This is a genomic window from Streptomyces sp. E11-3 (assembly GCF_046540415.1).
Classification (GTDB): domain Bacteria; phylum Actinomycetota; class Actinomycetes; order Streptomycetales; family Streptomycetaceae; genus Streptomyces.
Window position 1 is genome coordinate 3,374,048 of record NZ_JAZGRL010000001.1, and the last position, 26,089, is coordinate 3,400,136.

At 69.4% G+C, this 26,089-nt stretch carries 24 protein-coding genes and 3 pseudogenes; 13 read left to right on the top strand and 14 right to left on the bottom strand.

What is annotated here, in order from left to right; genetic code table 11:
- From U9R90_RS15405 to U9R90_RS15415, 3 genes are all read right to left on the bottom strand, one after another.
- The coding region (locus U9R90_RS15405; RefSeq protein WP_411057003.1) for a serine/threonine-protein kinase at positions 1 to 1,028 on the bottom strand (1,028 nt) is incomplete at its 3' end.
- Positions 1,029 to 1,874: 846 nt separating this feature from the next.
- A complete protein-coding gene (locus U9R90_RS15410; protein WP_411057004.1) occupies positions 1,875 to 2,939 on the bottom strand; it encodes a fatty acid desaturase family protein in 1,065 nt (354 codons plus the stop codon).
- A gap of 18 nt (positions 2,940 to 2,957) precedes the next feature.
- Positions 2,958 to 4,046 (bottom strand): ferredoxin reductase, encoded by a 1,089-nt coding sequence (locus U9R90_RS15415; RefSeq protein WP_411057005.1) that lies wholly within the window; start codon positions 4,044 to 4,046, stop codon positions 2,958 to 2,960.
- A 1,283-nt stretch (positions 4,047 to 5,329) separates the two neighbouring features.
- Here U9R90_RS15415 and U9R90_RS15420 point away from each other — a divergent pair.
- The gene (locus U9R90_RS15420; protein ID WP_411057006.1) at positions 5,330 to 5,686 is read left to right on the top strand and encodes a PRC-barrel domain-containing protein; all 357 of its coding nucleotides are present in this window, start codon (positions 5,330 to 5,332) and stop codon (positions 5,684 to 5,686) included.
- A 35-nt stretch (positions 5,687 to 5,721) separates the two neighbouring features.
- Positions 5,722 to 5,892 (top strand): hypothetical protein, encoded by a 171-nt coding sequence (locus tag U9R90_RS15425; protein ID WP_411057007.1) that lies wholly within the window; start codon positions 5,722 to 5,724, stop codon positions 5,890 to 5,892.
- Positions 5,893 to 6,449: 557 nt separating this feature from the next.
- Here the strand turns inward: U9R90_RS15425 and xerC are convergent.
- On the bottom strand, positions 6,450 to 7,508 hold the full coding sequence (gene xerC / locus U9R90_RS15430; RefSeq protein WP_411057008.1) for a tyrosine recombinase XerC: 1,059 nt from the start codon (positions 7,506 to 7,508) through the stop codon (positions 6,450 to 6,452).
- Here xerC and U9R90_RS15435 point away from each other — a divergent pair.
- Positions 7,489 to 8,004, top strand: a pseudogene (locus tag U9R90_RS15435) (NUDIX domain-containing protein); the annotation flags it as partial. The gene xerC and the pseudogene U9R90_RS15435 sit on opposite strands and share 20 nt — an antisense overlap.
- Positions 8,005 to 8,371: 367 nt before the next feature.
- On the opposite strand, the gene U9R90_RS15440 reads toward U9R90_RS15435, so the two are convergent.
- Both U9R90_RS15440 and U9R90_RS15445 read right to left on the bottom strand, forming a co-directional pair.
- The gene (locus tag U9R90_RS15440; protein ID WP_411057009.1) at positions 8,372 to 9,850 is read right to left on the bottom strand and encodes an MFS transporter; all 1,479 of its coding nucleotides are present in this window, start codon (positions 9,848 to 9,850) and stop codon (positions 8,372 to 8,374) included.
- Positions 9,847 to 11,049 (bottom strand): M20 metallopeptidase family protein, encoded by a 1,203-nt coding sequence (locus U9R90_RS15445; protein ID WP_411057010.1) that lies wholly within the window; start codon positions 11,047 to 11,049, stop codon positions 9,847 to 9,849. The genes U9R90_RS15440 and U9R90_RS15445 overlap by 4 nt, the downstream gene beginning before the upstream one ends.
- Before the next feature lie 104 nt (positions 11,050 to 11,153).
- Here U9R90_RS15445 and U9R90_RS15450 point away from each other — a divergent pair, with 104 nt between their 5' ends.
- Together U9R90_RS15450 and U9R90_RS15455 are read left to right on the top strand one after the other, a co-directional pair.
- Complete coding sequence (locus U9R90_RS15450; protein WP_411057011.1) at positions 11,154 to 12,215, top strand: Lrp/AsnC family transcriptional regulator; 1,062 nt, start codon at positions 11,154 to 11,156, stop codon at positions 12,213 to 12,215.
- A gap of 46 nt (positions 12,216 to 12,261) precedes the next feature.
- Entirely contained in the window at positions 12,262 to 12,675 is a 414-nt protein-coding gene (locus tag U9R90_RS15455) for a hypothetical protein (RefSeq protein WP_411057012.1), read from the top strand.
- Between the two features lie 251 nt (positions 12,676 to 12,926).
- Here U9R90_RS15455 and U9R90_RS15460 read toward each other — a convergent pair whose 3' ends face one another.
- From U9R90_RS15460 to U9R90_RS15475, 4 genes and pseudogenes are all read right to left on the bottom strand, one after another.
- On the bottom strand, positions 12,927 to 14,423 hold the full coding sequence (locus U9R90_RS15460) for an AAA family ATPase (RefSeq protein ID WP_411057013.1): 1,497 nt from the start codon (positions 14,421 to 14,423) through the stop codon (positions 12,927 to 12,929).
- A 244-nt stretch (positions 14,424 to 14,667) separates the two neighbouring features.
- Positions 14,668 to 14,802 carry a hypothetical protein gene (locus U9R90_RS15465; RefSeq protein WP_411057014.1) on the bottom strand — a complete coding sequence of 45 codons (135 nt, stop codon included), beginning with the start codon at positions 14,800 to 14,802 and terminating at the stop codon, positions 14,668 to 14,670.
- Positions 14,803 to 14,861: 59 nt separating this feature from the next.
- On the bottom strand, positions 14,862 to 16,010 hold the full coding sequence (locus U9R90_RS15470; RefSeq protein WP_411057015.1) for a sensor histidine kinase: 1,149 nt from the start codon (positions 16,008 to 16,010) through the stop codon (positions 14,862 to 14,864).
- Positions 16,011 to 16,414: 404 nt separating this feature from the next.
- Positions 16,415 to 16,615, bottom strand: a pseudogene (locus U9R90_RS15475) (DUF5994 family protein); the annotation flags it as partial.
- 388 nt (positions 16,616 to 17,003) lie between these two features.
- Here U9R90_RS15475 and U9R90_RS15480 point away from each other — a divergent pair.
- From U9R90_RS15480 to U9R90_RS15495, 4 genes are all read left to right on the top strand, one after another.
- Positions 17,004 to 17,207: a cold-shock protein gene (locus U9R90_RS15480; RefSeq protein ID WP_356603469.1), complete on the top strand. Its 204-nt coding sequence runs from the start codon at positions 17,004 to 17,006 to the stop codon at positions 17,205 to 17,207.
- Between the two features lie 247 nt (positions 17,208 to 17,454).
- Positions 17,455 to 18,966, top strand: a complete 1,512-nt coding sequence (locus tag U9R90_RS15485) for a DEAD/DEAH box helicase (protein WP_411057016.1) — start codon at positions 17,455 to 17,457, stop codon at positions 18,964 to 18,966.
- A 46-nt stretch (positions 18,967 to 19,012) separates the two neighbouring features.
- Entirely contained in the window at positions 19,013 to 19,417 is a 405-nt protein-coding gene (locus U9R90_RS15490; protein WP_411057017.1) for a CBS domain-containing protein, read from the top strand.
- Between the two features lie 49 nt (positions 19,418 to 19,466).
- Complete coding sequence (locus tag U9R90_RS15495; RefSeq protein ID WP_411057018.1) at positions 19,467 to 19,778, top strand: SCO5918 family protein; 312 nt, start codon at positions 19,467 to 19,469, stop codon at positions 19,776 to 19,778.
- Between the two features lie 116 nt (positions 19,779 to 19,894).
- Here U9R90_RS15495 and U9R90_RS15500 read toward each other — a convergent pair whose 3' ends face one another.
- On the bottom strand, positions 19,895 to 20,254 hold the full coding sequence (locus U9R90_RS15500) for a hypothetical protein (protein WP_411057019.1): 360 nt from the start codon (positions 20,252 to 20,254) through the stop codon (positions 19,895 to 19,897).
- A 126-nt stretch (positions 20,255 to 20,380) separates the two neighbouring features.
- Positions 20,381 to 20,851 (bottom strand): DUF2267 domain-containing protein, encoded by a 471-nt coding sequence (locus tag U9R90_RS15505; RefSeq protein WP_411057020.1) that lies wholly within the window; start codon positions 20,849 to 20,851, stop codon positions 20,381 to 20,383.
- A 38-nt stretch (positions 20,852 to 20,889) separates the two neighbouring features.
- On the opposite strand from U9R90_RS15505, the gene U9R90_RS15510 reads away from it, so the two are divergent.
- Both U9R90_RS15510 and U9R90_RS15515 read left to right on the top strand, forming a co-directional pair.
- On the top strand, positions 20,890 to 21,531 hold the full coding sequence (locus U9R90_RS15510) for a type III effector protein (protein ID WP_411057021.1): 642 nt from the start codon (positions 20,890 to 20,892) through the stop codon (positions 21,529 to 21,531).
- A gap of 869 nt (positions 21,532 to 22,400) precedes the next feature.
- The gene (locus tag U9R90_RS15515) at positions 22,401 to 22,751 is read left to right on the top strand and encodes a MerR family transcriptional regulator (RefSeq protein WP_411057022.1); all 351 of its coding nucleotides are present in this window, start codon (positions 22,401 to 22,403) and stop codon (positions 22,749 to 22,751) included.
- A 229-nt stretch (positions 22,752 to 22,980) separates the two neighbouring features.
- Here U9R90_RS15515 and U9R90_RS15520 read toward each other — a convergent pair.
- Positions 22,981 to 23,478, bottom strand: a pseudogene (locus U9R90_RS15520) (GNAT family N-acetyltransferase); the annotation flags it as partial.
- 20 nt (positions 23,479 to 23,498) lie between these two features.
- Between U9R90_RS15520 and U9R90_RS15525 the strand changes: the two are divergent.
- Together U9R90_RS15525 and U9R90_RS15530 are read left to right on the top strand one after the other, a co-directional pair.
- Positions 23,499 to 23,981, top strand: coding sequence for a hypothetical protein (locus tag U9R90_RS15525; protein WP_411057023.1), 483 nt, complete (start codon positions 23,499 to 23,501; stop codon positions 23,979 to 23,981).
- 368 nt (positions 23,982 to 24,349) lie between these two features.
- Positions 24,350 to 24,649 (top strand): hypothetical protein, encoded by a 300-nt coding sequence (locus U9R90_RS15530; RefSeq protein ID WP_411057025.1) that lies wholly within the window; start codon positions 24,350 to 24,352, stop codon positions 24,647 to 24,649.
- On the opposite strand, the gene U9R90_RS15535 is transcribed toward U9R90_RS15530, so the two are convergent.
- Entirely contained in the window at positions 24,636 to 26,060 is a 1,425-nt protein-coding gene (locus U9R90_RS15535; RefSeq protein WP_411057754.1) for an FG-GAP repeat domain-containing protein, read from the bottom strand. The two genes, U9R90_RS15530 and U9R90_RS15535, sit on opposite strands and share 14 nt — an antisense overlap.
- Between the last annotated feature and the right edge of the window lie 29 nt (positions 26,061 to 26,089).

Below are 26,089 nucleotides of genomic sequence, written 5' to 3' on the forward strand. Positions count from 1 at the left end.
AGGGCGGTCGGCGGGTGGGCCGGGGCCGGTCCGGGTGCTCTGCCAGTACGGGTGGCGGCCTGGTGGGCGACCGGGTCACTGCCGGAACCGGCCTCGTCCGCCCGCTGCTCCGAAGGCTGGCCGGCCCCGGTGCGGATGTGCTCCTGGAGCGCCAACGCCACGGGCCGGGGCAGCCAGCCATGCTCGGTGTGCGGCCGGGGCGCCTCCTGCCCCTCGCCCCGGAGTGCCTCAGCCAGTTCCTCCAGCAGCGCGGCCACGGCGGGCCGCTCCTGCGGTTCCTTGGCCAGGCATCTCGGCACCACCGCGCTGAGCACCGGGGGCAGCCCGCTCAGGTCGGGCGCCTCGTGGACGATGCGGTAGTGCAGAGCGTGGGGCGCCCCGGTTCCGAACGGACCCGAGCCGGTCGCGGCGAAGGCCAGCACCGCCCCCAGCGAGAACACATCGCTCGCCGGGCCGACCCGCCCACCCGTCGCCAGCTGCTCCGGGGACATGAACCCAGGAGTCCCGACGACCATGCCGGTCTGGGTGAGCGCACTCACCTCGTCCGCCATCGAGATCCCGAAATCGATCACCCTCGGGCCGTCCGACGCCAGCAGCACGTTCGACGGCTTCAGATCCCGGTGCACGACCCCGGCGTCATGGATGGCCTCCAGCGCCTCGGCAAGACCCGCCCCCAGCGCCAGCACGGCCGTCTCGGGCCATGCGCCGTGCTGCGCTATAGCCTCTCCCAGGGACATCCCCGGTACGTACTCGGTGGCCAGCCACGCGGGAGACCCCTCCAGGTCGGCATCGGCCACCGCGGCAGTGAAGACCCCGGTGACCCGACGGGCCGTCGCCACCTCCCGGGCGAACCGCTGCCGGAAGCCGGTGTCCTCGGCGAGTTCCGCGCGCACCACCTTCACCGCCACGGACCGGCCTCCAGGCGAACGCCCCAGAAAGACCTGGCCCATCCCGCCCGCGCCGAGCCGCGCCACGATCCGGTACCGGCCCAACTGACGTGGGTCCCCCGCCTCCAGCTCTGCGAACACCAACCCGCCCTCCCTCTCGGTCCCCCGCCAAGATCGGAACAGCTGCGGGACGATGCACGATACCGACTGACACCGGGTGATCAAGTGCACCGAATGCCAAGGGCGTTCGTCGCAAGCGAGAGGAACAGAGGCGGAGGGGGATCTCGGACCGGGGCACATCGCGTACGTCGCCGGGACATCGGGGACATCGCCGAGCCAGCCGTTTCTCGGCAGCTGTCGGCGGCACGGTGACCGCCGCTCTGTGGTCGTCGTGCCGCGGTCATCGCGTGGTAGCCGGGGCCTTCCGGCGCAGAGCGGCGTTTCGACGCTGGTTGGACAGCGGTTCTGGATCACATTCCGTGCCGGCCCTGCCGCCAGGCCGGTACTACCTCCACGAGATCTTGCCGCCGGAGTACGAGCCCCGCCAGGTTCCCGAGGGATGGAAGGTGCAGATTTACGGGCAGTAGCTCGTCTGCGGTACGGCACAGAAGTACAGCAACCCCAGCGACCGTCAGCCCTCGCTCTTGATTCTCAGCACCCGTCTGACATGACCAGCCGACCTCAGCAACCGCCCGCCAAAGATTCGGGACGAAGAGGTCGTGGGTTCAAATCCCGCCACCCCGACAGCTGAAACACCAGGTCAGGGGCCTGATCCGCTTAGCGGGTCGGGCCCCTGACTCGTTTGGGACGCCCCCTTGGGAGCCAACTCTGAGATCCGGCTCCCGGGAAGCCGCGGAGAGAACCCCGGACGGCCACCGGCTCGACGCCGTCGACGTCCTCGACATCCGGCCCCGCCGGATCACATCCGAGCGGGCCGCCGCCCTCGTCGTCCGCGAGGTCTGATCCGAACAACACTGCGTCGACAGTTCAGCGGCTCGGCACCGCGAAGCGCAGGATGCGCCCCCAGGTCGAGACGTACTGCCGCCACAACGGGCCGGTGACGTACGGGATGTCGTACTTCTCGCAGAGTTCCCGCACCCGTGGGGCGATCTCGGCATAGCGGTTGCTCGGCAAGTCGGGGAAAGCGTGGTGCTCGATCTGGTGACCGAGGTTTCCGCTGAGGATGTGAAAGAGCGGGCCGCCCTCGATGTTGGCCGAGCCCTGGATCTGCCGGAGATACCACTGACCACGCGTCTCGTCCTCGATGTGGTCCTCGGTGAAGGTCTGGACGTCGCCGGGGAAGTGGCCGCAGAAGATGATGGTGTGCGACCAGAGGTTGCGCACGGTGTTGGCGGTGAGGTTGCCCAGCAGGCAGGGTAGGGCGGAGGGACCCGCGAGCAACGGGAAGAGCACATAGTCCTTGGCGAGTTGGCGGGTGGCCTTGGTGAGGAACCCGGTGAGGTCGGCCGCGAAGGAACTCCACGGTTTGCGGCCGGCGGCGACGGCATCGGGCTCCAGATCGTAGAGCGCGATGCCCCACTCGAAGAGCGGCGCGAGCACGAAGTTGTAGAGCGGCTGGGCGAGATGCCGCGGGTTCCAGTGCTGGTCGGCGCTCATCCGGAAGACGACGTATCCGAGGTCCCGGTCGCGGTCCACGACATTGGTCCAGGTGTGGTGCAGGTGATTGTGGGTGTGCTTCCACGCCTCAGCGGGGGTGAGGAAGTCCCATTCCCAGGTGGTGGAGTGGATCGCTGGGTCGCCCATCCAGTCCCACTGGCCGTGCAGGATGTTGTGGCCCAGTTCCATGTTCTCCAGGATCTTGGCGACGGAGAGCATGGCGGTTCCCACAGCCCAGGCGGGCGGAAACAGGGAGACGGCCAGGGCGACCCGGCCTCCCGTCTCCAGGCCACGCTGGGCGGCGATCATGGTACGGACATAGCGGGCGTCGTCGGCACCGCGCGCGGCGATGATTTCGGAGCGGATGCGGTCGAGCTCCTCGCCGAGCTCCTTATCGAACTCTGCCTCAGTGGTGGCGCGAGAGGCGACGGTCATGGGGGACTCCTTGAGTGGCTAGGCATCGAGGGTCAGCGGTCCGGCCGCCCCCGACACGCAGGTCTGGATCATCTGGCCGGTCCGGTCGTGGACTTCACCGGTGCGCAGGTCGCGCACATGGCCGTACGCCAGTGGCGTGAGGCAGCCGAAGCAGATACCGCGTCGGCATCCGTACGGCATCGCCACCCCCGCCGACTCGCCCACGACGAGAAGCGGGGTGGTCGCGTCCGCGGTGACCTCAGTACCTGTACGGGTGAAGAGCACCGGGCCACCGGAAGTGGCATCGCGATCCGGCGACAGGACCGGATCCAGCCGGAAACGCTCCACATGGAGCCGCTCGCCGAGCCCCGCCCGGGCCCAGTGGCATTCCACTGCGTCGAGCAGGCCGACCGGCCCACAGGCCCAGGTCTCACGCTCCCGCCAGTCAGGACAGAGCCGACCCAGGTCATCCGGGGCAAGCCTGCCGTGCGGCCGGGTGTGGTGTTCGCGATAGTCCAGCCAGGCCAACCGCCGCCCGGCCATGCGCAGCTCGGGACCGAAGATGCTGTCCCGAGCACTGGGCGCGCTGTGCACCAAGACGACGTCGGGGTGCGGGGGCCGCCGGTGCATGAGCGTACGGAGCATGCCCATGACCGGGGTGATACCGCTGCCGGCGGTCACCCACAGGATGCGGGACGGAAGGTGGTCCGGAAGGACGAACTCCCCTTGCGTCGGGCCAAGTCGAAGGACCGTCCCGGGAGGAGTCCGGCGGACCAACTGCGGGGACACTCTGCCGTCAGGCGCGATCTTGACGGTGATCGTCAGGAGCCCGTCCTCCCGGCCCGGCGCCGAGGTGAGGGAGTACGTGCGCCAGTGCCATACGCCGGCCATCTCGACGCCGACCGGGAGGTACTGCCCAGGGCGGTGTCCCGACCAGCCCCGGCCGGGCCGGAGAGTGAGCGTGACGGCACCCGGAGCCTCCGGACTCACCGCTGTCACCCGCCCCGCTGGGAAGCGAGCGCCGAGGAGAGGATCGATCAACCCGAGGTAGTCGTCCGGGGTGTGCGGGCTGGTCAGCCAGGAGGCCGCGTTCAGCAGCCTGCTTGCGAGGGCCGATAACTCAGGCATGCACGGATTCCTCTCGTGGCGCAGCACTACGGGTGCTGCGTACGTCGAGTCGTCCCGGGCCCGGCTGAGCCAACGTAACCACGACTGTGTGAACAGACGCGCGGCAAGGAGGCGCATCCCGCCACACGCGGTCTGCGGCATCTGGCGAGCGCGTATCCGCCCAGTGCGGTGGTCTGCGAGGACATGCCGGGACAGACCAGACGGAAATGGCCGGAAGGCAGTGCCGATTCGACGACGTTCGACTACCGCATGGATAGGCCGTCTCACGTGCCTGCCGACCAGCCTGCCGACGCAGCTCGCGAGCGGATGCCGCATGGCGGAGAGTCACCACGCCGCACGTGCCAAGGAGCAGGCAGCGGCCAGCGCGTGACAGCCGCCCGCTGAGCCGGGTGACCTTCCAGGCGGCTCGCGGGCGCGGCCCGAAGGCGAGCCCCAGGCCCAGCGCCAGGTGCTGGGAGAGGCCGAGAGCGCCTATGACGAATCCACCACCCAGCTCGTGAACGCCCTCGCGCAGCGGCGGCGTCTCCTCCGCGCCGACTGGGCGGAGCGGGACTCCGGAACACAGTCCGCCGAACTCCGGCACGCGTTGCGCCAGTACCGGGAGATCCACGGTGGGCCTCCCGCGAGCGGGACACAGCATCGAAGCCGGGGCCTCGCTCCGCAGCGTAGTCCTGTCCAAGGGCCGCGGATACCGGGCGACGTCAGCGCGCCCTGCCCGGCATGGATGGCTGCTTGACACCTGTCGGGGAACTGCCGCAAGGGCTAGCGTGCGACATGCCGCCCCTGCCCCCGGCAGCGTCGCACCGCCAGCGCGCTCCCGGAGGGCGCACCCCGCTCGCATCGGTGCCGGAACCCGTCGCGTCACGAGCGAGGCCGTTCCCGCACACCCGTCGTCACGTGATCCCGACGGGCCCCGATGCGCTCCGCGTCCAACGAGCCCTCAGCATCTCCGTCGAGACCCCACGCGAAGTGGTGGAAGACACCGTCGGCATCTTCTGGCAGGACCCGGACACCGAAACACAGACGGAGGAACTACGGCTCGCCCTCACTGCGAGAAGTTCGGCTTATGCGCTGGTCAGCACATGTCTGTCCGAGCTGTGCTATCCACGGTAATATCGACTGTGGGTTGGTTCACTCTCACGTGCAACCGCCCGGAAGGGCGACTCCGGCGTGTTTGCGCCGGAGTCGTTGTCACCGCCGTTGGCGCCACAGCCCATAAGACGTCCGCTCGGCCGCGGAAACAGGCCCCCGAGCGGGGGGCCCACCGCTCGGAAGGAATGGGCATGATCCACTCAGCCGATATCCGCGAGTGGCGCAACCACAACGTCGTCGACCCGAAGGGCCACAAGATCGGCGTGCTCGAAGCGATCTACGTGGACACCGCCACCGACGAACCAGCCATGGCCACGGTCCGCACCGGACTCCCCACCCGCCACCACCTGGCCTTCGTGCCCCTTCACGAGGCGGTCCTCGGGCCTGATTACGTGAAGGTGTCCTACGCCAAGGCACGGGTGAAGAAGGCGCCCTCGATCGGCATGGACGACATCCTGCCCGCGGAGGCGGAGGAAGCGATCTTCCAGTACTACGACATGACCTACCAGCCGGGCGCAGACGGCGAGCGGCAGCTCGCCCGCCGCTGACCGGCCGCGCTCAGCCCGAAGGAGGTGTTCGGGTCATGGCTCTCCTGCTGTTCCTCGTTCTGGTCGCCGTTGTGCTGGGAATCATCGGCGTGGCGGCGGAAGGGCTGGGCTACCTGCTGATCATCGGCATCGTGGTCCTCGTGGTCGCGTTGGGCCTCATCGTCGTGCGCTGGTCCCAGCGCACCGGTCGCCGCCCCATCCGATGACGAGCAACACCCTGTGCTCCCTGAAGCGAAAGGTCGGCTACGTCCTCCAAGCCGCGCCCGCGACAGACGGGCGGCGACCGCTGCACCGGCGGACCGTGAGTTCCAGAGTGCCGTGAGGCAACTCCTCGACCGATAGCCGACGCCGGAAGTCTCCCTGGGAGCCGTTGGGAGCCGCCCCGCTCCCCCAACCCTCCCAACACCACGCGGGACCCACCGGCCCCAATGCCCTGACGTGTGGGAACAGCAAGCAGGCCAGTGTCGATCCCACCCGGACCTCATTCGGGACGAAGAGGTCGTGGGTTCAAATCCCGCCACCCCGACGCTGGTCAGAGGCCCATTCGCTTGATCGCGAATGGGCCTCTGTCGTGTTCGGGGGGCCAAACAGGGGGCCAAACGAATTTGATCAGGCCACCGCGTCGCCCTCTTCCTGGNTTCGGGACGAAGAGGTCGTGGGTTCAAATCCCGCCACCCCGACGCTGGTCAGAGGCCCATTCGCTTGATCGCGAATGGGCCTCTGTCGTGTTCGGGGGGCCAAACAGGGGGCCAAACGAATTTGATCAGGCCACCGCGTCGCCCTCTTCCTGGTCTTCGGCGAAGATGTCGTCCATCGCTTCGGCACCCTTCGTGATCACGGGCCGAAGCTGTTTCCGGTAGACCGCCTCAGTGGTGGCCTGACTGCTGTGACCGACCAACAGAGCGATGGCCTCCAGAGGGATGCCGTGGTCGGAGAGCAAGGACACGAAGCTGTGCCGAAGCTCTCGCGGGGTCCACTCCGGCTTCAGCCCGGCTTTCTTCACGATGGCCTTGAAGCCGCGCCGGACGTTGGCCGCGTCGAGCGGCTCACCGCTCCGGGTGGTGAAGACGCGGCCGGTCGGGCCCCACTCCATCCCTCTCGCTGCCCGCTCCTGCTTCTGCCATCGCATGTGCTCTTCGAGGACGTCGACCACCTGCTTCGGCAGAGCGATGGTCCGGCGGCTCTTCCTGGTCTTGGTCTCGCCGTGCTTGCGCACTGAGCGCCACACCGCGACGTGCGACGGGATGCCGTCTTGCGTCTCCAGGAACACGTGGTCCCAGGTGAGAGGTCGCGCCTCTTCCGTGCGTACGCCGCTGAGGAGCGAGAGCACAAGGTAGGCGTACAACCGTGACGGGCGGGCGGCGATCAGCACGGCTTTCGCCTGCGCCAAGTTCAGTGCCTTGCTCGGACGGCCGGGGCGCCCCTCCGGTGCGGTGACGAGTAGGGCGACGTTCCGCGCTGCCTTGTCCCTGCGCTGAGCGTGCGCGATGGAGCGGCGCAGGATGGCGAGCAGGTCACGCAGGCTTCGTGTCGCGAGGAATTCAGCCCTGTCGTCCAACCAGTCGTCGACATCGTCGGCGCTGAGTTCCTTCAGCTTGGCCTTGCCGATGAACGGGATCAGGTGCTTGTTCGCCATCGAGCGGTTCTTGCCGATGGTGCCCTTCTCGTCACGCCCCTTAAGCCCGCGCTCCAACCAGTCGTCACTGCGCGCCTTGCGTTGACCGCACTCTGGAGGGGACAGGACAGCACGGCAGCCACCCCTGCCGCGCAGGCGAAGCGCCCGCATGGCAGGGCCGACGAGTATGCCGACGAAGGGACGCACAGTGGCTCAACCGACCACCGACGACCAGCCGAAAGCCCTCAAGCCCGCAGTTGAATCCATGACCTTGCTGGCCGCCGCCGTCATCGTCCACGACCAGACCAGCAACCGCGTCGTGCTCCTCCAGCGCAGCGAGAACGCGAAGTTCGCCCAGGACATGTGGGACCTGCCTGTCTGCAAGAGCGAACCCGGCGAGCCGATCACCGAAACCGCCGTGCGCGAGCTCTACGAGGAAACCGGTCTGACGGTAAAGGCCGAGTCCCTCAAGGTCCCCCACGTCATCTACGGGGCATGGGGAGTTGAAGCCCCCAACGGCTTCCTGACCGTCGTCTTCGTTGCCCGTGAATGGACCGGAGAGCCCTAGAACCGCGAGCCGCGCAAGCACGCCCAGATCCGCTGGATCGGTGCCGACGCCATCCCCACGGAATTCGTGGACACCACTACGGGCGCCCTCCACCGCTACCTCGGCGGAGGCCCGGAAGTCTCCCTGAACGGCTGGGATCAGTGGCCGCGCAGGAGGTCAGTGACCGAGGTAGCGCAGGCCATCCTCCAACGTGGGGTGAAGCCGCATCGAGTCGCGGTTCCTGCTCTCGGTGGCCAGCCCTGCAACGCAGCCACACCGAATCGTCACGCATGCAGAAGACGATCCAGTCGCGGTACGCGCCGCACGTCAGGCGCGAGTGCAATTCGCCGTTGACGACGAGCGGCATCTCCCAGCGCATCATGAACCCGGCCACGTCCTGGCGGGATGGTGCACGGCGAGGTGAGGTTGGCCTCGCTCTGCCCCCAGTGGTCGTCGGGCCGCCGCTGATGTTGACCCGGCAGCTGTTCGTCCAGCCGCCGGGACGGATCTCCGGTATCGCCCGCTACGCTCCGGCTGACGTGCCCGCGTCGCTGTGTGTACGAGTATCTGAGCGGCGATTCTTCGCCGCACCCGGAGCATCCGTCTGATGGTCCGTCAGGACTTGGAGTATGAGCGCGCCCACGCACAGCAGCGCACCCAGTCCCCAGATCGTCAGATAGGCGGAGAGCGCTGGGACGTCCGTATCCCTGACGACCAGGGTGCCGAGGACGACGGCCGAGCCCGCGCCCGCGAGGCTGCCGCCCAGGGTCTTGAGGTTGTTGTAGACGGCGGTCGCACTCGCCGTGCGGTCCGGGGTGCTGCGCTCCGCGATCAGTGTGGGCATGCCGCCCAAGGCCAAGCCCATGCCGAAGCCGGAAACGGAGGAAGCCAGGGCGAACAGCGGCAGCGTGGTGTGGCCGGCGATCAGCCCCACGTTGCCGGCGGCCATCAGCGCGAAGGCGAGCAACAGGAGGCGCGGGTAGCCGGTGCGGGCCGCCACTCGGGCCACGAGACTCGCCCCGGCGAAGGCCAGGACATGGGGCACCGCGCCCCACGCGCTGATCTCCCAGGCCGTGAGCCCGAACCCGTACCCCTCGTCGTCCGTCGACGCGGCGATGAACGAGATGGCGACCGCCTGCCCGCCCAGCATCACGGCGCCGAAGGCGAAACCGGAGACGTAGTACGGCGCGGACCGGGGGTGGGCCACTGCCCGGACGTCGACCAGGGCGTGCGGCCGGTCCCGTTCGAGCCGGACCCACCAGGCGAGCAGGGACAGGGACAGAACGAGGCCGCCCAGGGTGAGCGGCGAGGTCCAGCCCCACGCCTGGCCGCGCGCCGTCGTGCCGAGGAACAGCAGCAGCGCCAGGCCGAGCAGGAGTGCCCCGGTCCAGTCCATGCGGCCGGGCGCGCGCGTCCGGGACTCGGGGATCGCGTAGTACGAGAAGGCCACACAGGCGCACGCGATCGCGGCGAGGACGCGGAGCGTCGCCTGAACTCCGCCGGTGAGTTCGAGCAGGGGGCCCGCCAGGCCGTGGCCGAGGAGCCCGCCGAGGGTGAGCGCGCCGACGAGAAGCGCTACCGCCCGCCGCGCGCCCTCGAGGTCGAGCCGGTCCCGTACGAGACCGATCTCCAGGGGCAGCAGCGCCGCCAGGGGGCCCATCAGGGCACGGCCCACCAGCAGTACCGTCAGATTCGGTGCGAGGGCCACCAGGACGGCGCCCGCCGCGATACAGACCAGCGCGATCCGGACCAGTCGACGGTGCCCGTACAGATCGCCGAGGCGCCCGAACACCGGCGCCGCCACCGCAGCGGCCAGGAACTGGACCGCCATGTACCACTGCGCCTGCGACGCGCTGATGGACTGCCAGTCCTGCACGGCGGGCACCAGCGCCGGGCCCGACCCCTGGAGGAAGCCACTGACCAGCTCGAAGACGACCAGCAGACCCACGACGGCGGTGACCCGGGGCGCCGCCACCTCCTCCGTCCCGCCAGGCGCTCTCATGCGGACGCCCCTGCGGCGAGCCGCCGCTCCGCGAGCTCGGCGAGCAGCGCGGCCTGGCGGTGGAGCACCCGGTCGTCGAACATGGCCCGCGGAGAGTGGTTCTGCGGCGCCTTTTCCACGTCCACGCCCTCGGGTGCCGCGCCGACCATCAGCATCGCGCCGGGCACCTCGTTCAGGACCAGGGAGAAGTCCTCCGAACCGTTGGCGGGCTGCGGGGCGTGCCACACCTCGCCCGCGCCGAACAGGTCGCGCGCCGTCTCCAGGGCGAACTCCGTCGCGACCGGCTCGTTGACCGTGACCGGGTAGAGCATCTCGTACTCCACCTCCGCCTCCAGGCCGTGTGCGGCCGCGATCCCGCGCACCAGCCGCGGCAGCCCCTGGGCCAGCCGCTCGTGGTTGGCCTCCGAGTAACTGCGTACGGTCGCCTGGAACTCGGCCGTGTCCGGGATGACGTTCTGCTGCGTACCGGCGTGCAACTGTCCGACGGTCACCACCACCGGGTCGAAGATGTCGAAGGTGCGCGTCACCCAGTTCTGCAGCGCGGTCACCATCTCGCAGACCGCGGGTACCGGGTCCTTGGCGTGGTGCGGAGCCGAACCGTGCCCTCCCTCCCCCCGCACCGTCACCCGCAGGACATCGGACGCGGTCATGACGGTGCCGGGCCGGGACGCGACCCAGCCGCCCGGCAGGCGATTGGCCGACACGTGGAGCGCGAAGGCCGCGTCGAGCGGCTTGCCTGCCGCGTCCAGGACACCCTCGTCGATCATGGCGCCCGCGCCGTTGTGCCCCTCCTCACCCGGCTGGAACATGAACACCACGTCGCCCTGGAGGCTCTCCCGGCGGTCCGCGAGCAGCGTCGCCGCGCCGACGAGTCCGGCGGTGTGCAGATCGTGCCCGCAGCCGTGCATCCGGCCCGGCACCTCGGAGGCGTACTCCACCCCGGTGAGTTCGTCCACCGGCAGTGCGTCCATGTCGCCCCGCAGCAGGACCGCCCCGCCGGGACGGCCACCGCGCAGCACGGCTGTGACGGAGGTCAGCTCCCGGCCGAGCGTGATGTCGAGAGGGAGACCGTCGAGCGCGGCGAGGACTTTCTCCTGCGTACGCGGCAGCCGCAGACCGAGCTCCGGCTCGCGGTGCAGCGAGCGGCGCAACCGCACGAGATCGGGCTGGAGTTCCCTGGCGCGTTCCAGTACGGACATGCTGCGTCAACCTCCTGGTACGGTTCCGGCCTTCGGTGGGGCAAGACTGAAGTACTCGCCATCCCGCTAGCTCTGAATCGCAGGAAACACGCAAGGGGCATAGAATGACGCAGCATTCCGCGCACGGTGTGGTACGGGCGCTCGACGACGTCGACCAGGCCCTGGTGCACGCACTGCAGATTGCCCCGCGGGCCGGGTGGAACGAGATCGGCGCCGTACTCGGCCTCGACGCCGTGACCGTGGCCCGCCGCTGGCACCGGCTCACCGAAGCCGGCGCCGCCTGGATCAGCTGCTCCCCGTCGCCCGCCCTCGCCTCGGCGGGACAGGGGCTACTCGCGTTCGTCGAGGTGGATTGCGCCAGCGGCAGCCTGCTGACCGTGGCCCAGGCCCTCGCCCAGCTGCCCCACGTCTCTGCCGTCGAACACGTCAGCGGAGACCGCGACCTGTTGCTCACTGTGATGGCCCCGAACCTCGCGGCACTCACTCACTGGGTGACCCGCGGTATCGGCGCGATGCCGGGCGTCGTCGCCAGCCGCACCCACCTCGCCAGCACCGTCTACACAGAGGGCAGCCGCTGGCGACTGCGCGCCCTCGACAGCACCCAGATCGCCCGCCTCGCCGACACCGACACTGCCCGCACCGAGGCCCCCGTCCTTCCGCTCACCGACCTGGACCACGCCCTCATCGCCGCCCTTTCCATGAACGGCCGCGCCACCTACCGCGCGCTCGCCGACGCCTGCGGGGCGAGTCCGGACACGGTCCGCCGACGGCTCGGCCGGCTGTTCGCCGCCGGAATGCTCCAGACCCGCTGCGAGGTCGCACGCCCCCTGTCGGAGTGGCCGATCACGGTGATCCAATGGGGGCGCGCGGCCGCGGGGCAGCTGGAACGCGTGTCCCGTGGTGTCACCGGCACCCGGGAGGTACGGCTGTGCGCCGGCGTCACCGGCCGGAACAACGTCCTCATCATCGCCTGGGTGAAGTCCCTCACCGACGTACAGCGCTTCGAGGTACGACTCGCCCAGCGCGTTCCCGGCCTGGAGATCACCGACCGGGCCGTGGCACTGTGGCCGCTGAAGCTCAGCGGCCATCTTCTCGACGAACAGGGCTACCGCATCGGCGGCGTCCCCCTGGACGTACGCACGGCCGGGCCGATCCCCCAGCCCTAGTCTGGAACTCTGGGAGTCCAGCCGCTCGCTCTGGCCCCTGAGGGGGTTGTACGGACCGACCCCCCTGGGCCAAGTCGCCGAGGGATCGCTCGGCCTGCCAGCGGGCCCGCACCACGCCGTCATTGTCAGGCACGACAGCGGAGAGCAGAGGGACACGATCACCGGCGTACACGGACAGAAGCGCTGCAGCGTCGGCACCGGCTATCCGAGCAGCCAGCTCCGGGAACTCGCCTTCGTCAGCGACGGCGCTGTGGATCCCGCCGTCCTCGCCCTGCCAGACACCCTCGACGAGGCCCTCGGCAGGGAGTGCTCCGAGGACGGCAGCGATGTCGGAGGACAGGTCCGGCCACACGGCCAGGCGGGTGCGGGGAGCGAGACCGCGGAGGGCGCGACGAGCTGGCAACCCTGCTGTTCGCGGATCTGCCCACAGATCAACTCGACGGCTTCGCGGCCACACTGACACTGGCAATCGAACGGCTGAAGGACGTGGATCCCGGCGCGCACCCGTGACCTCGACGAAGTGGGAGCCGTTTGGGAGCCAACCTGCCCCCCGAAGCCCCGTCCGAACCAAGCGAGACCGATCGATACCATGCCCCTGACCAGGGGAAATGCCATCCGTGCAGGCAAGATCAGCAACCGAACCTCATTCGGGACGAAGAGGTCGTGGGTTCACATCCCGGAACAGCTCCCCCTCCTTCTCCGGTCCTCGCATCATTCCCCGTGCCAGACACGCTCCAGATCCACCAGCTCCACGTCCGGACGTCCCCTCGCGGCCTCAGTCAGATTCAGATCGAAGCCTGAGCGGCCGAAAAGAAGAAGTCTGGCTCCAGCAGCCGGAACTCCGCGGGCCACCAACAACTCCCTGATCCGGTCGAGGCGTTCGAGGTCGGACAGGGTGCGGGCACGGTCGGACGACTTGGCCTCGCCCATCGCCCGGATGACTGGGGCACCAGCCTGTCGGCGCTCCCCTTCGGCGAGGGCCACAACGTCGAGTTCGTGTTGTGCTCGGCCCGCGCTGTCGTTCACCACGGTGCTGCCGACCTCGCCGGTCGGGCCGCCCTTCGTACGCTCCGCGGCATGCCGGGCCGTCCATTCGCGGGCCAGCTGCTCGAAGGACGGGCCGAGGATCTGGGCGCTGACGGTGGGCGCGGCGGCCTGCCAGGCCGGGGCTGCCTTGCGTTCCTCGAAGGCTGCCATACGAGGCACGGTGACCAGTTGGTGCAGGCGTACCACCGGATCAGCGAGGCGCAGTACGGGACGACGCTGAAGCAGCAGGTCCTCGTCCTTCACCAGGAAGCCCGAGGTGATCAGGACATCGAGCGCGTGGTGCAGGCTGCGCTGGTCGCGGCCGATCGCGGCGGCGACCTTGGAGGGGGTCGTCGCGCCTGCCGCGACCGCACCGAGGACCGACAGGTACAGCGCCCGGTCCTGGATCCGCGGGTCCTCCCGCAGCAGGTATCCGGCCTCCCCGAAAAGTGCGTGGCTGGGGTTGAAGACGGTGGAGAGCAGCAGTTCGTCGAGATCGGAACGGGTCTGCGGAGAGGCGCCACCGAGCAGGTCGCGGTAGCCGGGGGTGCCGCCGAAGCAGGCGTACATACGGAAAGCGGTGTCGGTGTCCTCGATCCCGTAGTACGAGGCGGAGGTGCGGTAGTCGAAGGGCTTGAGGAGCAGATCGAGTTCGGCGCGGCCTCGCAGGGCCCTGGCTCCCGAGAGCAGATCCGACATCACCGCGAGCGCGGATCCGCACAGGATCACCCGGCCACTCATTGATTCCGGAGCGTCCCTGCTCTCGTCCACCAGGGCCTGGAGAGCAGAAGGGATCTGGGCGCCGAGTCCATGCGCAAGCAGATAGGGAAGCTCGTCGATTACCAGGAGCGGCGTGGCCTGGGCACCGCCAGCGGGGAGCGGGCGCAGCGCGGTACGGAGTCCCTCGTCCCAGTCCCGGAAGCGCAACTGGCCCGCCTCGAGTCCGCGCCCCGCCCCGACCGCGTCAGCGAACCGTTGGAGCGCGGGAAGCGGCTCCTCCTCCTGGGCCATGTGGTACCGCCCTCCGTGCTCCCGGCACAGGCGGCGCAGCAGAAAGCTCTTTCCGGTGCGGCGGCGGCCATAGAGGATCCCGATCCGCAGCCCGGGTGCGGGCGAGGTGACGAAGCGCTCCAGGTCGGCCCACTCGGTGATCCGGTCGAAGAGGTCCGCAGGTCGTGTCATGCACCCACGACAGCAGTGGTACCTAGCATAAGTCAAGTTAGACTAACTATAATCAGTAATTGATCGCACGCTTGATCGCATGCAGTGCCAATGCCGACCGCGCTTCGCGAGGTCACCGTGCGCAAGGCTCACCCGGACGCGGGTCCTGCACGAGACGATCGTCCCGGCCGGCCGCTCGGCCGCCGTCTCGAGCTGTACCGCCTCGATGCTGTCCGCCAAGCGGGACATGTGACCGCCGCTGTCGTCAGCGCTGAGGTAACAGGGCTTGCCCTCCGGTCACGTGGTGGGTGGTGAAGACCGCATCGGCACGGTCCCCTGGGAGCACCAGGACCGCGCCCTCACGGACCTCCGGCTCGAACTCCCGACTCTGCTCTGCCATGACCCGACTTCCCCGACAGTCACAGTCTTCACCGACCACGACACGCAGCGGGCGGTCGGTCACAGGGCTGTCTCCAGGGGGATCAGGGCGGCGACGCGGAAGCCGCCGTCGGGACGCGGGCCTGTTTCCAGGGTTCCGCCGTAGACGGTGAGGCGTTCGCGCAGGCCGATGAGGCCGTGTCCGTTGCCGGTCGCGGCGGATGCGCTCGGGGTTCCTCCGGTGTCGGTGATCTCGACGCGGAGATGGTCGTCGTCGTAGGCGAGGAGGGCGGTCGCTTGCGCACCAGCCGCGTGCTTGACCGTGTTGGTCAGGGCTTCCTGGACGATGCGGTAGGCGGTCAGGCCAACTCCCGGGGGCACGTCGCACGGCTCGCCGGCCACGGTGTAGTCGACGCTCACGCCGATGTCGCGCACCCGCCCGACCAAGGCGGGCAGCTGGTCGAGGCCGGGCTGCGGCGCGAGGTTCGCGGCGATGCCGAGGTCGGCGGCATCCTCGGTGTTCATGGTGAGCAGCCCCATGGCGTACCGCAGTTCCGCCATCGCCGCGCGCCCGCCCGCTTCGATGGCGAGCAGTGCCTCGCGGGTGTCGTCGGGGTCGATGTCCAGCATCTTGCGGGCGCCGCCGGCCTGGATCGTCATCATGCTGACGTGGTGCGTGACGACATCGTGCAGGTCACGTGCGATACGGGAGCGCTCACGCTCGGCGGCACGCCGCAGCTCCTCCGCCCGCTGCCGTTCCAACTCCGCCATCAGCTCCTGCCGTTCGTCGGCGCGCAGCCGCCACGTCCGCATGCCGTACGCAGCCATGGCCAGAGGCACCAGGATGAGGGCCGGTACGTACTCGGTGGGGACCGTGGGCAGGTCCGGGTTGCCTTGCGGAATGCTGATCACGAACAGCGCCATAGGAACGCTCGCCACGGCCAGCGTCCTGTACGGGCTGTAGGCGACCGCACTGTACGTGGCGATCACGAATACGTAGAAGACGGACCGTGCCAGGCTGTCCGGGGCCAGCAGCGACGCCGCCATCACGACCCACAGCACGGCCAGCGGGTACCGGCGGCGCAGTGCTAGCGGCACCGTCGCGAGCAGCATCGGGCCGACCGCGCCCAACCAGGTGCTCGCCCCTTCCGGACGTGCCTCCAGCGCTCCATCGACGAGGACGTACGTCGTGCCCGTGCCGACGCTGAGTGCGTCATTGACCCCGATCACGACCGCGGTCAGCGCGAGGAGCCCGTCGAAGACGGTTGCGTCGGGTCGGCAGGGGCAGCGGGCCGCTGGGGCGTGTCAGCGTCACGAACCCGGTCCGCAGCCAGTGGCGTGCCGGTGTGGCCGATGCGTTCTTCACCGTCCCATTGTCGCCTCGCCCCTTCCCCGCCCTCGTCGTCCCCGCGGGCGGTCACCGTGCGACGTCGTACTTCCCTCGTCTACATCTCACGGAGGACCCCGATGCAGGGTCCTTCCGGCGCAGGACCGGAAATGGCCCGGGCGCCGGACGCGCCCGCCCGTCTCCCACTCATAGCGTCCAGCGGGTCGGCCGCACAGGCCGGCACCCCCTGCCGAAGAGGACGCCATGCCCGTGGACGCCGTACTGCAAGCCCGATCGCCTACAAGGCTACGGGGAAGGAGTCGAGGCGCACGACCCGATCGTCGACGACCACACGTGTCGGAACCTCGTCCCAGGCGTCCGTGTCCAGGCCGACGCGTGTGACGGGGCCGAGGTGCGTGGTGAGCGCCCGGATCAGTTCGGGCAGCTCGGTCGCGGCGTCCCGGGAGCGGGGCCACCACGCGCCGTCGAGGACGCCTCGGCGGGAGTGCAGGAAGAGGACTGGCCGGGCTGGGCCCCGCATACGCGGGTTCCGATGGCCTGCTGACGCCGCAGTGGTTGACCGCCTCGATTCCGAAACGCCGCATTCGGAGTGCATGAATACCTGTGTTCGCGGCCTGAGGTTTTAGCAGCCATCACGTAGAGGCTTTTTGTCAGCGACGTACAGGGGAAGTATTCGACGCACGCTGGATACGGTTACGTGCTACTGTCGACCCCAGTTGCAGTTTTGGTACCCAAAAACTTCAAGCGCCTCCCGTCGGCCGCATGCCGTACGGAAGCGCTTTGTATTTCCGGTCATTTTCCGGGCGGGGCATCATCGCGGCGACACGGCATCCGTACGGTACGGATGCCGGTGTACTGCCCTAAGGAGATATGACATGGCTGCTGGCACTGTGAAGTGGTTCAACGCGGAAAAGGGTTTCGGCTTCATCGAGCAGGACGGTGGCGGCCCTGACGTGTTCGCCCACTTCTCGAACATCGCCGCCCAGGGCTTCCGCGAGCTCCAGGAGGGCCAGAAGGTCTCCTTCGACATCGCGCAGGGCCAGAAGGGCCCGACGGCCGAGAACATCGTTGCCGCCTGACGCTGACGCGTAATACGTAGCTGGGGCCCGCATCCCTCGGGGTGCGGGCCCCAGCTGCATGCATTTCTCAGGGTTCTCACCCACACCTGCATCTCTCGCATTTTTCACGCCAGCTCGTGCCGACAATTCCTTGTCGTGAGCCAAGCTGCCTGCTTTCGTATTTCATTCGGCCCGTGCCTGTGATTCCCCACGCTGCTTCTTCATGCGGGAATTCCTCGATACGCGCCGTATCAAAGGAAGGTTCTCAATGAACCCCACGCGCACGAACAGCCGTTCTTCCCGCACACGCCGCAACAGCGGCCACACGTACGACTCCTCCGCCGGAACGGGCCGGGGCGGTCGCTCGGGTTCGTCCACGCCGAGTCGCTCGGGAGCTCCGAGCCGGTCGGGCGGAAACGGCAGACGTCCCGCCGCCGTGCAGGGCGAGTTCGCCCTGCCCAAGACGATCACTCCGGCGTTGCCCGCCGTCGAGGCATTCGCCGACCTGGCCCTGGACCGGCGCCTCCTGGCCGCGCTCTCCGCGCAGGGCGTGTCCGTCCCGTTCCCCATCCAGGGCGCGACGCTGCCGAACTCCCTGGCGGGCCGCGACGTCCTGGGCCGCGGCCGGACCGGCTCGGGCAAGACCCTGGCCTTCGGCCTGGCCCTGCTGGCCCGCACCGCCGGGCAGCTCGCCGAGCCCCGGCAGCCGCTGGCGCTGGTCCTGGTCCCCACCCGGGAACTGGCCCAGCAGGTCACCGACGCGCTCACCCCGTATGCCCGCGCCGTGAAGCTGCGCCTGGCCACCGTCGTCGGCGGCATGCCGATCGGCCGGCAGGCGAACGCGCTGCGAAGCGGCGTCGAGGTCGTCGTGGCCACCCCCGGCCGCCTCAAGGACCTCATCGATCGCGGCGACTGCCGGCTGAACCAGGTGGCGATCACCGTCCTGGACGAGGCCGACCAGATGGCAGACATGGGCTTCATGCCGCAGGTCACCGCGCTCCTGGACCAGGTCCGCCCCGAGGGGCAGCGGATGCTGTTCTCCGCGACTTTGGACCGCAACGTCGACCTGCTCGTCCGCCGCTACCTCACCGATCCCGTCGTCCACTCGGTGGACCCGTCCCAGGGCGCGGTCACCACGATGGAGCACCACGTCCTGCATGTGCACGGCGCGGACAAGCAGCGGCTGACGACGGAGATCGCGGCGCGCGACGGCCGCGTGATCATGTTCCTGGACACCAAGCACGCCGTGGACCGCCTCACCAAGGAACTCCTCAACTCCGGTGTCCGGGCGGCCGCCCTGCACGGCGGGAAGACGCAGCCGCAGCGCACCCGCACCCTCGCCCGGTTCAAGACCGGGCACGTCACCGCCCTGGTCGCCACGAACGTCGCCGCGCGTGGCATCCACGTCGACAACCTCGACCTCGTTGTCAACGTGGACCCGCCGACCGACCGCAAGGACTACCTCCACCGCGGCGGCCGCACCGCGCGGGCCGGCGAGTCCGGCAGCGTCGTCACCCTGGTCACCGCCAACCAGCGCCGCGACATGACCCGCCTCATGGCGGCCGCCGGGATCGTGCCCGAGACCACCCAGGTCCGCTCCGGCGAGGAGGCGCTCGCCCGGATCACCGGCGCGCGGACCCCCTCCGGCGTTCCTGTGACGATCACCGCGCCGCCCGCCGAGCAGCGCAAGCGCGGCACGACCTCGCGCGGTCGGCGCGGTCCCGCCTCGGCCGCCCGGCGCTCTGGCGGGCGGAGTTCCGTCCTCGGCGCGGCCGCCTGAGCGCCTCGTGATCCGGAAGCTGACCCATCTCCTCAGGAGGCACGTTGTGACGCTGGTCCAGATGCAGCCCCGCTCGACGGACACGACCCTCGTACCCAGGACGGTGGTCGACGCCGTGGACACGGCCGGACTACAGGTCTGCGACGACATGACCGTCGAGGTGGCCCTGTCCGTCATGGCCGCGGCCCGCACCGGGCACTTGCTCATCTGCGACAACGACGGCCAGTGCACCGGCCTGGTCACCCGGGCCCAGCTCACCGCCGTCCGCGACAGCGCCGTCTACACGGACCGGCTCCAGCTGCGCGACCTCTCCGGCGACGGCGGGCCGCTCACCTCGGCCACCGCCTTGACGATCGGGCGGGCGGTACGTCCCCGGACCGTCACCCCGTCCGTCGTGGGCGAGCAGGACGACGCCCACGGCGCCCCCGCGCCCATCCTCGTCCTCGCGTGAACCGCCTCACCACGGCGGAACCATCCCCTTCCTCTCCCTGTGAGGCATCGTGCGCTGTGTCATCGCCCGCTTCCCGTTCGACCTCTCCAAGAGCGGTGTCCTGGAGACCATGCGGGGCGTGAAGCCCGAAGAAGTCGTCGGCGAGTCCGTGATCATCGGCCGCCGCGCCTACCCCGTCAAGCAGGTCGGTCAGGCCATCACACGTCAGGACCGCCGCGACTTCAGCGCCGGTGAAGTCCTCCGCGCCATGACCAAGCTCGGCTTCACCTGTCGCGGCCTCCCCCAGAACACCGCACCCGCCCGCGGCCTCGACGCCCTCCAGCACGCCTCCGCGATGCTCGGCGCCCCGGCAGCGGCCTGACCGTGACACGCGGGCGAACGTGAGCTGACACTCGGGCCGCCGAGAGGGCCCGACCGGCACCCGCCGGTCGGGCCCTCTCGCCTATTGGGTGGATGGGCTTCCCCAAGGGCGCGAAGTCAGTTGTCGGAGTAGCTGAAGTCGCCCATGGTCCAGGCGCTGACGTCCGCGATCGAGACGCGGTACATCCCGCCCGTCTCCGGGATCCCCACCGTGCCGTGAAGGATCCGCGCCATGTGGAAGTGCAGATACGCGGGCGGCCCGTCCCTCCGTGTCGCAGCGGTGAAGACGGCGGAGAACTCTCCCAGGCGGGCGGAGTCCGCCAGGACCTCCGAGACCCGCTGCCTCCACACCGCTTCGGGCGCCAGCCGACCGGTGATGACAGCGCCACCGGTGACCACCGTCAAGGACATCTGATTGCTCTGCCCGGACTCCACCAGCGTGGCAACGTCAACGAGCAGTTCGTCAAGCTTCGACATGAGAGCCGATCTTATTCACGGTTCGTACCGTCGTCCCCTCAACCGGTCGTGCCACCGGGCGAGAAGGGCCGTCACCGAAGCCTCCGGTGCCGCCGTCGAGGTCGGGGTGCACATGCGGAGGACGGGTCAGGAGGAGGCGGTCTTGCGCCGTGGCTGGTGGAGTTCGGCTCTCCCGAAGAGGAGGGCGTATCCGGAGGGGAGCTGGTTGATGATGCGGTCGAGGAGTTCGGGTCCGGCGAGCTGGGATACGACCGAGAGGACGGCGCCGACGTTCCAGCGGGTGGCTGCGGATGTGCTGTCGGTGCGCTGGGCGAGGTCCTTGACGAACTCCCACCCGGTGAGCGGTGTGACGGCGGGTACCTGGGCGGTGAGGACGAGGGCGGCCTCGACGGGGAGCCGGGCGGCGAGGTCGACGCGTTCGTCGCCGACGAGCTGTCGTCCCAACGCGGCGAGCACGCGGCGGACGGCTTCGTCGGCGCGTTCGAGGGTCGGGTGGGCGCCCTCGTAGCGCACGCGCTCGAGCATCTGGGCGTAGGGCGCCGCGGTGGTGAGGCTCCCGTGGGCGGGTGCTGTCGTGGTCTCGGTCTGAAGAGTCATGCCGGTGGAGATCGCCATGACGAAGAGGGCGTGATCCTGTGACAGGAGCCAACCAACCGGTCGCCTTCCCCGCGGCCCTTGCCGCCCTGGCGGCGATCGACGAAGCAGTACGGGCAGCCCGGTCCGCGACCACCCCCGACACGCCTTCGCACAGCTCCAGCGAGGAAGCGCTCACCACCCTCCTCCTGCGTGAGCTGCGCGAACAGCTCGCCGCATGGGCGCCCGGACTCATCGAGACCGCCCGGGACGCCGGCGCCAGCTGGGCCGACCTCGCCCACCCCCTCGGCGTCACCAGCCGCCAGGCCGCCGAACGCCGCTACCTCCGCGTACGCCCCGGCAACCCCGGCGCCACCGGAGAGCAACGCGTCCAGACGATCCGCGACCGCCGCGCCGCCGACCGCACCGTCGTGGCCTGGGCCCGATCGAACGCCGCCGACCTGCGTCAACTCGCCGGACAGATCAGCGTCCTCGACACCCTGCCCCCGGACGCACAGGCCGACCTGTCCGCGGCCCTCGCGAACAGCGACCCCGCCCTGCTCCTCGAACCGCTGGCACGCACCCACGCCCACCTCGCCGCCCTCCAACCCGACCTGGCCACGCGCGTCGGCGACCTGACCCGTCGCACCGAAGGCCTCCGCGACGAAAGCGACCAACGCCGCTCCCACACCTCACAGCCCTGACCCGGAACCTCGCAGCGGCCCTGCTCGCCCATCGCGAGCCCTCGCCACCGCCCGGCCCGCCCTTCGCGTCACTGTTCGAGGTCGATTACCTGGCCACCGAGCATGCGAAAATCTGTGTCGGCTGGAGTAGACATTGGGCGCTGGCGTGGCTATGGTTTCTCTCGTAACCCAGAGAGACAGACAGGGCCCGGCAGAAACGAACTGCCGGGCAAGCGGTACCAGCAGGACAAGTGATTGCAGTTCGCAGGACGGTGCGGCGGTGGAGTTCCGAAGCCAAGGTTTTCGCAGGACGGCGACGGGACTGGCGGCCGGACCGGGTGGCCCGCAGTGATCAGGGGCCGCCGTGAGCGGGACCGCGGTTATGTGCAGGTGCGGTACCCGTGAGTGCAGTGCGCAGTACCCAGCAGTGAAGTCAGTGAGCGGTACCCCTGGTGAAGGCGTCGGCTGCGGACGCGCGCACCGGGAAGTTCGGCAGCGGTTCCAAGCCAGAGCAGACGCAGGACGGGCAACGGGGCTGGCTGTCGAAGAGTGGCGCTGCCACAGGCCACTGAGCAGTTCGCATCACCGGCAGTACCCGCAGTACGCAGTACCCGTAGTAAGTAGTTGATCACCGAGGAAGAACGGAGGAACCCGCGCCATCAGGATCGCCCGGGCGGAAGTCTGAGTCCGGGTACCGCAGGACATCGATAGTGAGGTGGTCTCCGGTCAAGCAACCGCGATCCCCGCAGTCCCGGCAGCAGTCAGGTCGGGTACGCGGACACAGAAGGCCGGCGCAGTATCAGGGCCGGCAGGTGGTGTAGTAGTTCCTTCGGGGCCCTGGTGCCGTTACGGCGCCAGGGCCCCTCGACGCGTTTCCCAGAGAGGTGCAAATGACAGCAGATGACTCGTACGGCCGTCTCGACGACGACGACTACCCCGCCTACACCATGGGCAGGGCCGCCGAAATGCTCGGCACTACACAAGGATTCCTCCGCGCCATCGGCGAGGCCCGCCTCATCACCCCACTGCGCTCGGAGGGCGGCCACCGCCGCTACTCCCGCTACCAGCTGCGCATCGCCGCCCGTGCCCGCGAACTGGTCGACCAGGGCACGCCCATCGAGGCCGCCTGCCGCATCATCGTCCTCGAAGACCAGCTCGAAGAGGCACAGCGCATGAACGCCGAATACCGCCGCGCAGCCACATCGGCCTCGCCACCGGCCACGCCACCGGCCTCGCCTTGAGGCGAGTCCGCCCGCCGTCGGAATCGACCCACGGGTGCGGCCCGACGGCCTGGCGGCGGATACTCGCGAGCGAGGCCCGCGCGAGGTCCGCCCCCATGTCAGCACTGCGCATGGCCTGGTAGATGCCGTATGCCCGGCCTGCGCGGAGCACTGACACGTTCATTCCGGCACAGGAGCTTCAGTCAGCGCTGTTGGCGCCGACCGGAGAGTCCATGTGCGGAACTGCGCATCAGGCCGTCGACGTCTGGCGAGACTGCCCCCACTCGGCCCGGGAGAGTTCGTACTCGACTTCACCGTGCTCGGAGCCCTCAATCTGCTCCGGCCAGTCGCTGGTGAATCTCCGGATGAAGGACAGGCCCGACTTTTCCATGACGCGACGGGAGCGGGTGTTGACGGCCATGGTGTTGGCGGTGACCCGCTCGACCTCCAGGTCCGTGAACCCTTGTGGACCAGGGCCTGGGACTCCCGGTGGCGTAACCGCGCCCCCATGCCACCTGGTTCAACCAGGTAGCCGAGGTCGACCACGGCAGGGGCGGTCCTCCTCCAAGGGCCGGAACTCGAACCAGCCCAGGAATGTACCGGCGTGCTTCTCCTGTGCGGCCCAGTGGCCGCGGGCCCTCCAGCACCGGTAGCCGTGCAGGGGCCTCGGGAGGGTTCTTGTCTCGATCGCCTCCCGGCTTGTGGGGCGGCCGCCGTTGATGAAGCGCGTGACCTCGAGGTCGTTGTCTCATCTTCGCGGTACGTGCGTTGCCGAGACTTCAGCGGACAGAGGACCACCGGGAGGGCACCGCCGTATGTGCTGTTCTCCTGACCCAGGCCCTGCAGTTCTGCACGGCCCACTTCAGCGCCGGCGCGCCGAAGGACGACCCAAGTCCGGAGGGGAAGAAGCGCAAGGAACAAGCCGCGAAACTGCAGGAGATCGTCCGTTCGTACACCCCGGCCGGCTACCGGACCGTCTACGGCGGCGGCTTCAACTCCATCCCGCCGGACTCCGCCTCGCCGGACAATCCCAAGGACGTCATGACGTCCGCCTACGCAGCGGACAAGGAGTGCGACGAGGGGCGGTCAAACGCGCGGCCGCGTGACGGTCGGGACACGAAGCCGTTGGATGGCCGGAGCATCAAGATCGACTACCTGTTCGGCCCATCCGCCGCAACCGTGTCGTGCGACGTGACGGCCGACGCGGGGCGGTCGGACCACTATCCGATCAAGGCGCGCTTCCAGATCTGAGGGCATCCGACGCTAGGCCTACGGCCGTCGCAACAGAGGTCCGGACCTCGCCCGAACGGGGCCACCCCCGGGGACTGAACGAGGAGTGGATCAAGAAGAGCGTGCCGCATGGCAGTCCCGGAGAGCAGCGGATACCAACCCTCTGACCTGCGAGGGAACCGAGCCTCGCTGGTCAGCGATCATTCCGCGCGCTATTCGGGACGAAGAGGCCGTGGGTTCAAATCCCGCCACCCCGACAGCTGAAATGCCAGGGCAGGGGCCTGATCCGCGGGGATGGGTCGGGCCCCTGAGTGGCTTCCTGGGTTCTCTTGGGGGCGATGGGGCTAGCCCGGGCCGGGCTGCGTGGCAGACCCCCTTAGGCTCGGCACATGACCTGGAGCGAGGCGGAGTACCTGGAGTATCTGCAGGTCGAGCGGCGTTGCTACGCGTGGGTCATGCGGCGGCACGGCGATCTGACGCTGGCAGAGTCCTGGGCGGCGGCCTTGGCGTGTTACCCCTACGAGCCGAGCGACGCGGCGTACCGCGGCCTTGTCTTCCATGACGAGGCGTGGCACTGGGCGATGCTGGCCATTCACGGAGAGCGGTACACGGTGGAGCATCCCGAGCTGGCTCAGCCGTCGGCTGAGTACACCGCCCTCGGCCAGACGGGAGTGGTCAGGTCTTGCTGAAGTCCTTGGATTTGACGAAGTGGCGGTCCGTGTTGGACGGGCCGTCCTTTGTGCCGCGCAGGATCCAGTAGCCGGCGTCCTTGCGGGGCTTGTTGAAGCCGAACGTGCCGATGAGCAGTTCGTCACGGCCGTCGGTGTCGAGGTCGGCGAGGTACAGGTCCCAGCCGAACTCGTCCCGGTCTCCCGGGCGCTGCGGGGAGCCGTTGAGGCCGATCGAGTAGCGGTCGATCGTGGTGTTACGGGACGCGCTGAGTCCGTCCTTGCCGCCGAGCACCACCGTCACCTGGCCGATGCGGCGGTCGTCGCCACGGGAGGTGGTCGCGATGTCGTCGTGGCCGTCGCCGTTGGCGTCGCCGACCGCGACGCCGTAGCCGACCTTCAGGTTTCCGAGCCCGCCGGCTCGGGGCTTGCCGCGGCCAGGGCCCTTGCCGCTGCCGTAGACGGCAACGGCCCGATCGTCGCCCGGGTTGCCGGCGTCGCCCTGGCCGCGGGCGAGGATGTCCTGGTGGCCGTCGCCGTCGAAGTCCCCGGTGGCGATGGGGATGGAGCCGGCTGTGCTCGTGATGCCCGGTACGGATCCGGCGGGCTTCAGGCCGTTGGCCGTTCCCCGGTAGAACGTGGCGTCGATGACGTCTTCCGGCATGTCGTCCTCGAGGCGGGCGTCCTCCTCGCCGTACTCGGCCTTCGTCACCAGGTCGTCCCGGCCGTCGCCGTCGAAGTCGCCGACGACCGTGTGGGCCACCGACGCCCAGCCCTTGTGGCCCACGTCGGTGGCCGAGGTGGTGCGGGGCTCGCCGTCGCGGCTGAGCGGGCCGTACAGGATCGTGGCGGGCTGCGGCCCGTCGGCGGATTCGCTGGAGGAAGGTGTGGCGAGGGTCAGCAGGTCGAGGGCGCCGTCGCCGTCGAAGTCCCCGGTGGCGGTGGCCCGGTCGACGTCGGCGGGCAGCTTGGTGGCGGCCCCGGGGCGGTCGGGGCCACCCCAGACGATGCGCTGCTCGCGCGTGTACTTGTCCCCCTTGGGGTCGAGCACCATGTCGCCCACCACGACGTCGGCGTAGCCGTCGTCATCCAGATCTCCGGTGAACTGCGTCGACCTGTCCCATCCGATCGGCCCCTTGGAGATCCTGGGGTCAAGCTCGGACAAGGGATCCGCGACGCGGAACGCCTCGGCCGGTTTGAGGCCGCCGGGGGCAGCGAGGGCCACGACGCAGTTGCGGTCCCACCCTCCGAACCCGGACTTGGTCGCCCTGTACCAGCCGTTGACGACCACGTCGCCGTGCCCGTCGCCGTTGACGTCGTCCCGGTTGACCGCGCCGTCGTTCCGCTTCACGGGAGACGGGGACGACTCGGGCGCCTTCCCGTCTGCGCCCGAGCAGGCCGTGAACAGGGTGGTCGCGCAGAGGCAGGCCAGCGCGGTGACAAGGCGGCGGGGGCGGCGGG

Coding starts and splice junctions, on each gene's coding strand:
- U9R90_RS15410 (WP_411057004.1), bottom strand. CDS start 2,939: ATGACCGTCGCCTCTCGCGCCACCACTGAGGCAGAGTTCGATAAGGAG.
- U9R90_RS15415 (WP_411057005.1), bottom strand. CDS start 4,046: ATGCCTGAGTTATCGGCCCTCGCAAGCAGGCTGCTGAACGCGGCCTCC.
- U9R90_RS15420 (WP_411057006.1), top strand. CDS start 5,330: ATGATCCACTCAGCCGATATCCGCGAGTGGCGCAACCACAACGTCGTC.
- U9R90_RS15425 (WP_411057007.1), top strand. CDS start 5,722: ATGGCTCTCCTGCTGTTCCTCGTTCTGGTCGCCGTTGTGCTGGGAATC.
- U9R90_RS15440 (WP_411057009.1), bottom strand. CDS start 9,850: ATGAGAGCGCCTGGCGGGACGGAGGAGGTGGCGGCGCCCCGGGTCACC.
- U9R90_RS15445 (WP_411057010.1), bottom strand. CDS start 11,049: ATGTCCGTACTGGAACGCGCCAGGGAACTCCAGCCCGATCTCGTGCGG.
- U9R90_RS15450 (WP_411057011.1), top strand. CDS start 11,154: ATGACGCAGCATTCCGCGCACGGTGTGGTACGGGCGCTCGACGACGTC.
- U9R90_RS15460 (WP_411057013.1), bottom strand. CDS start 14,423: ATGACACGACCTGCGGACCTCTTCGACCGGATCACCGAGTGGGCCGAC.
- U9R90_RS15465 (WP_411057014.1), bottom strand. CDS start 14,802: ATGGCAGAGCAGAGTCGGGAGTTCGAGCCGGAGGTCCGTGAGGGCGCG.
- U9R90_RS15480 (WP_356603469.1), top strand. CDS start 17,004: ATGGCTGCTGGCACTGTGAAGTGGTTCAACGCGGAAAAGGGTTTCGGC.
- U9R90_RS15485 (WP_411057016.1), top strand. CDS start 17,455: ATGAACCCCACGCGCACGAACAGCCGTTCTTCCCGCACACGCCGCAAC.
- U9R90_RS15500 (WP_411057019.1), bottom strand. CDS start 20,254: ATGTCGAAGCTTGACGAACTGCTCGTTGACGTTGCCACGCTGGTGGAG.
- U9R90_RS15505 (WP_411057020.1), bottom strand. CDS start 20,851: ATGACTCTTCAGACCGAGACCACGACAGCACCCGCCCACGGGAGCCTC.
- U9R90_RS15515 (WP_411057022.1), top strand. CDS start 22,401: ATGACAGCAGATGACTCGTACGGCCGTCTCGACGACGACGACTACCCC.
- U9R90_RS15530 (WP_411057025.1), top strand. CDS start 24,350: ATGACCTGGAGCGAGGCGGAGTACCTGGAGTATCTGCAGGTCGAGCGG.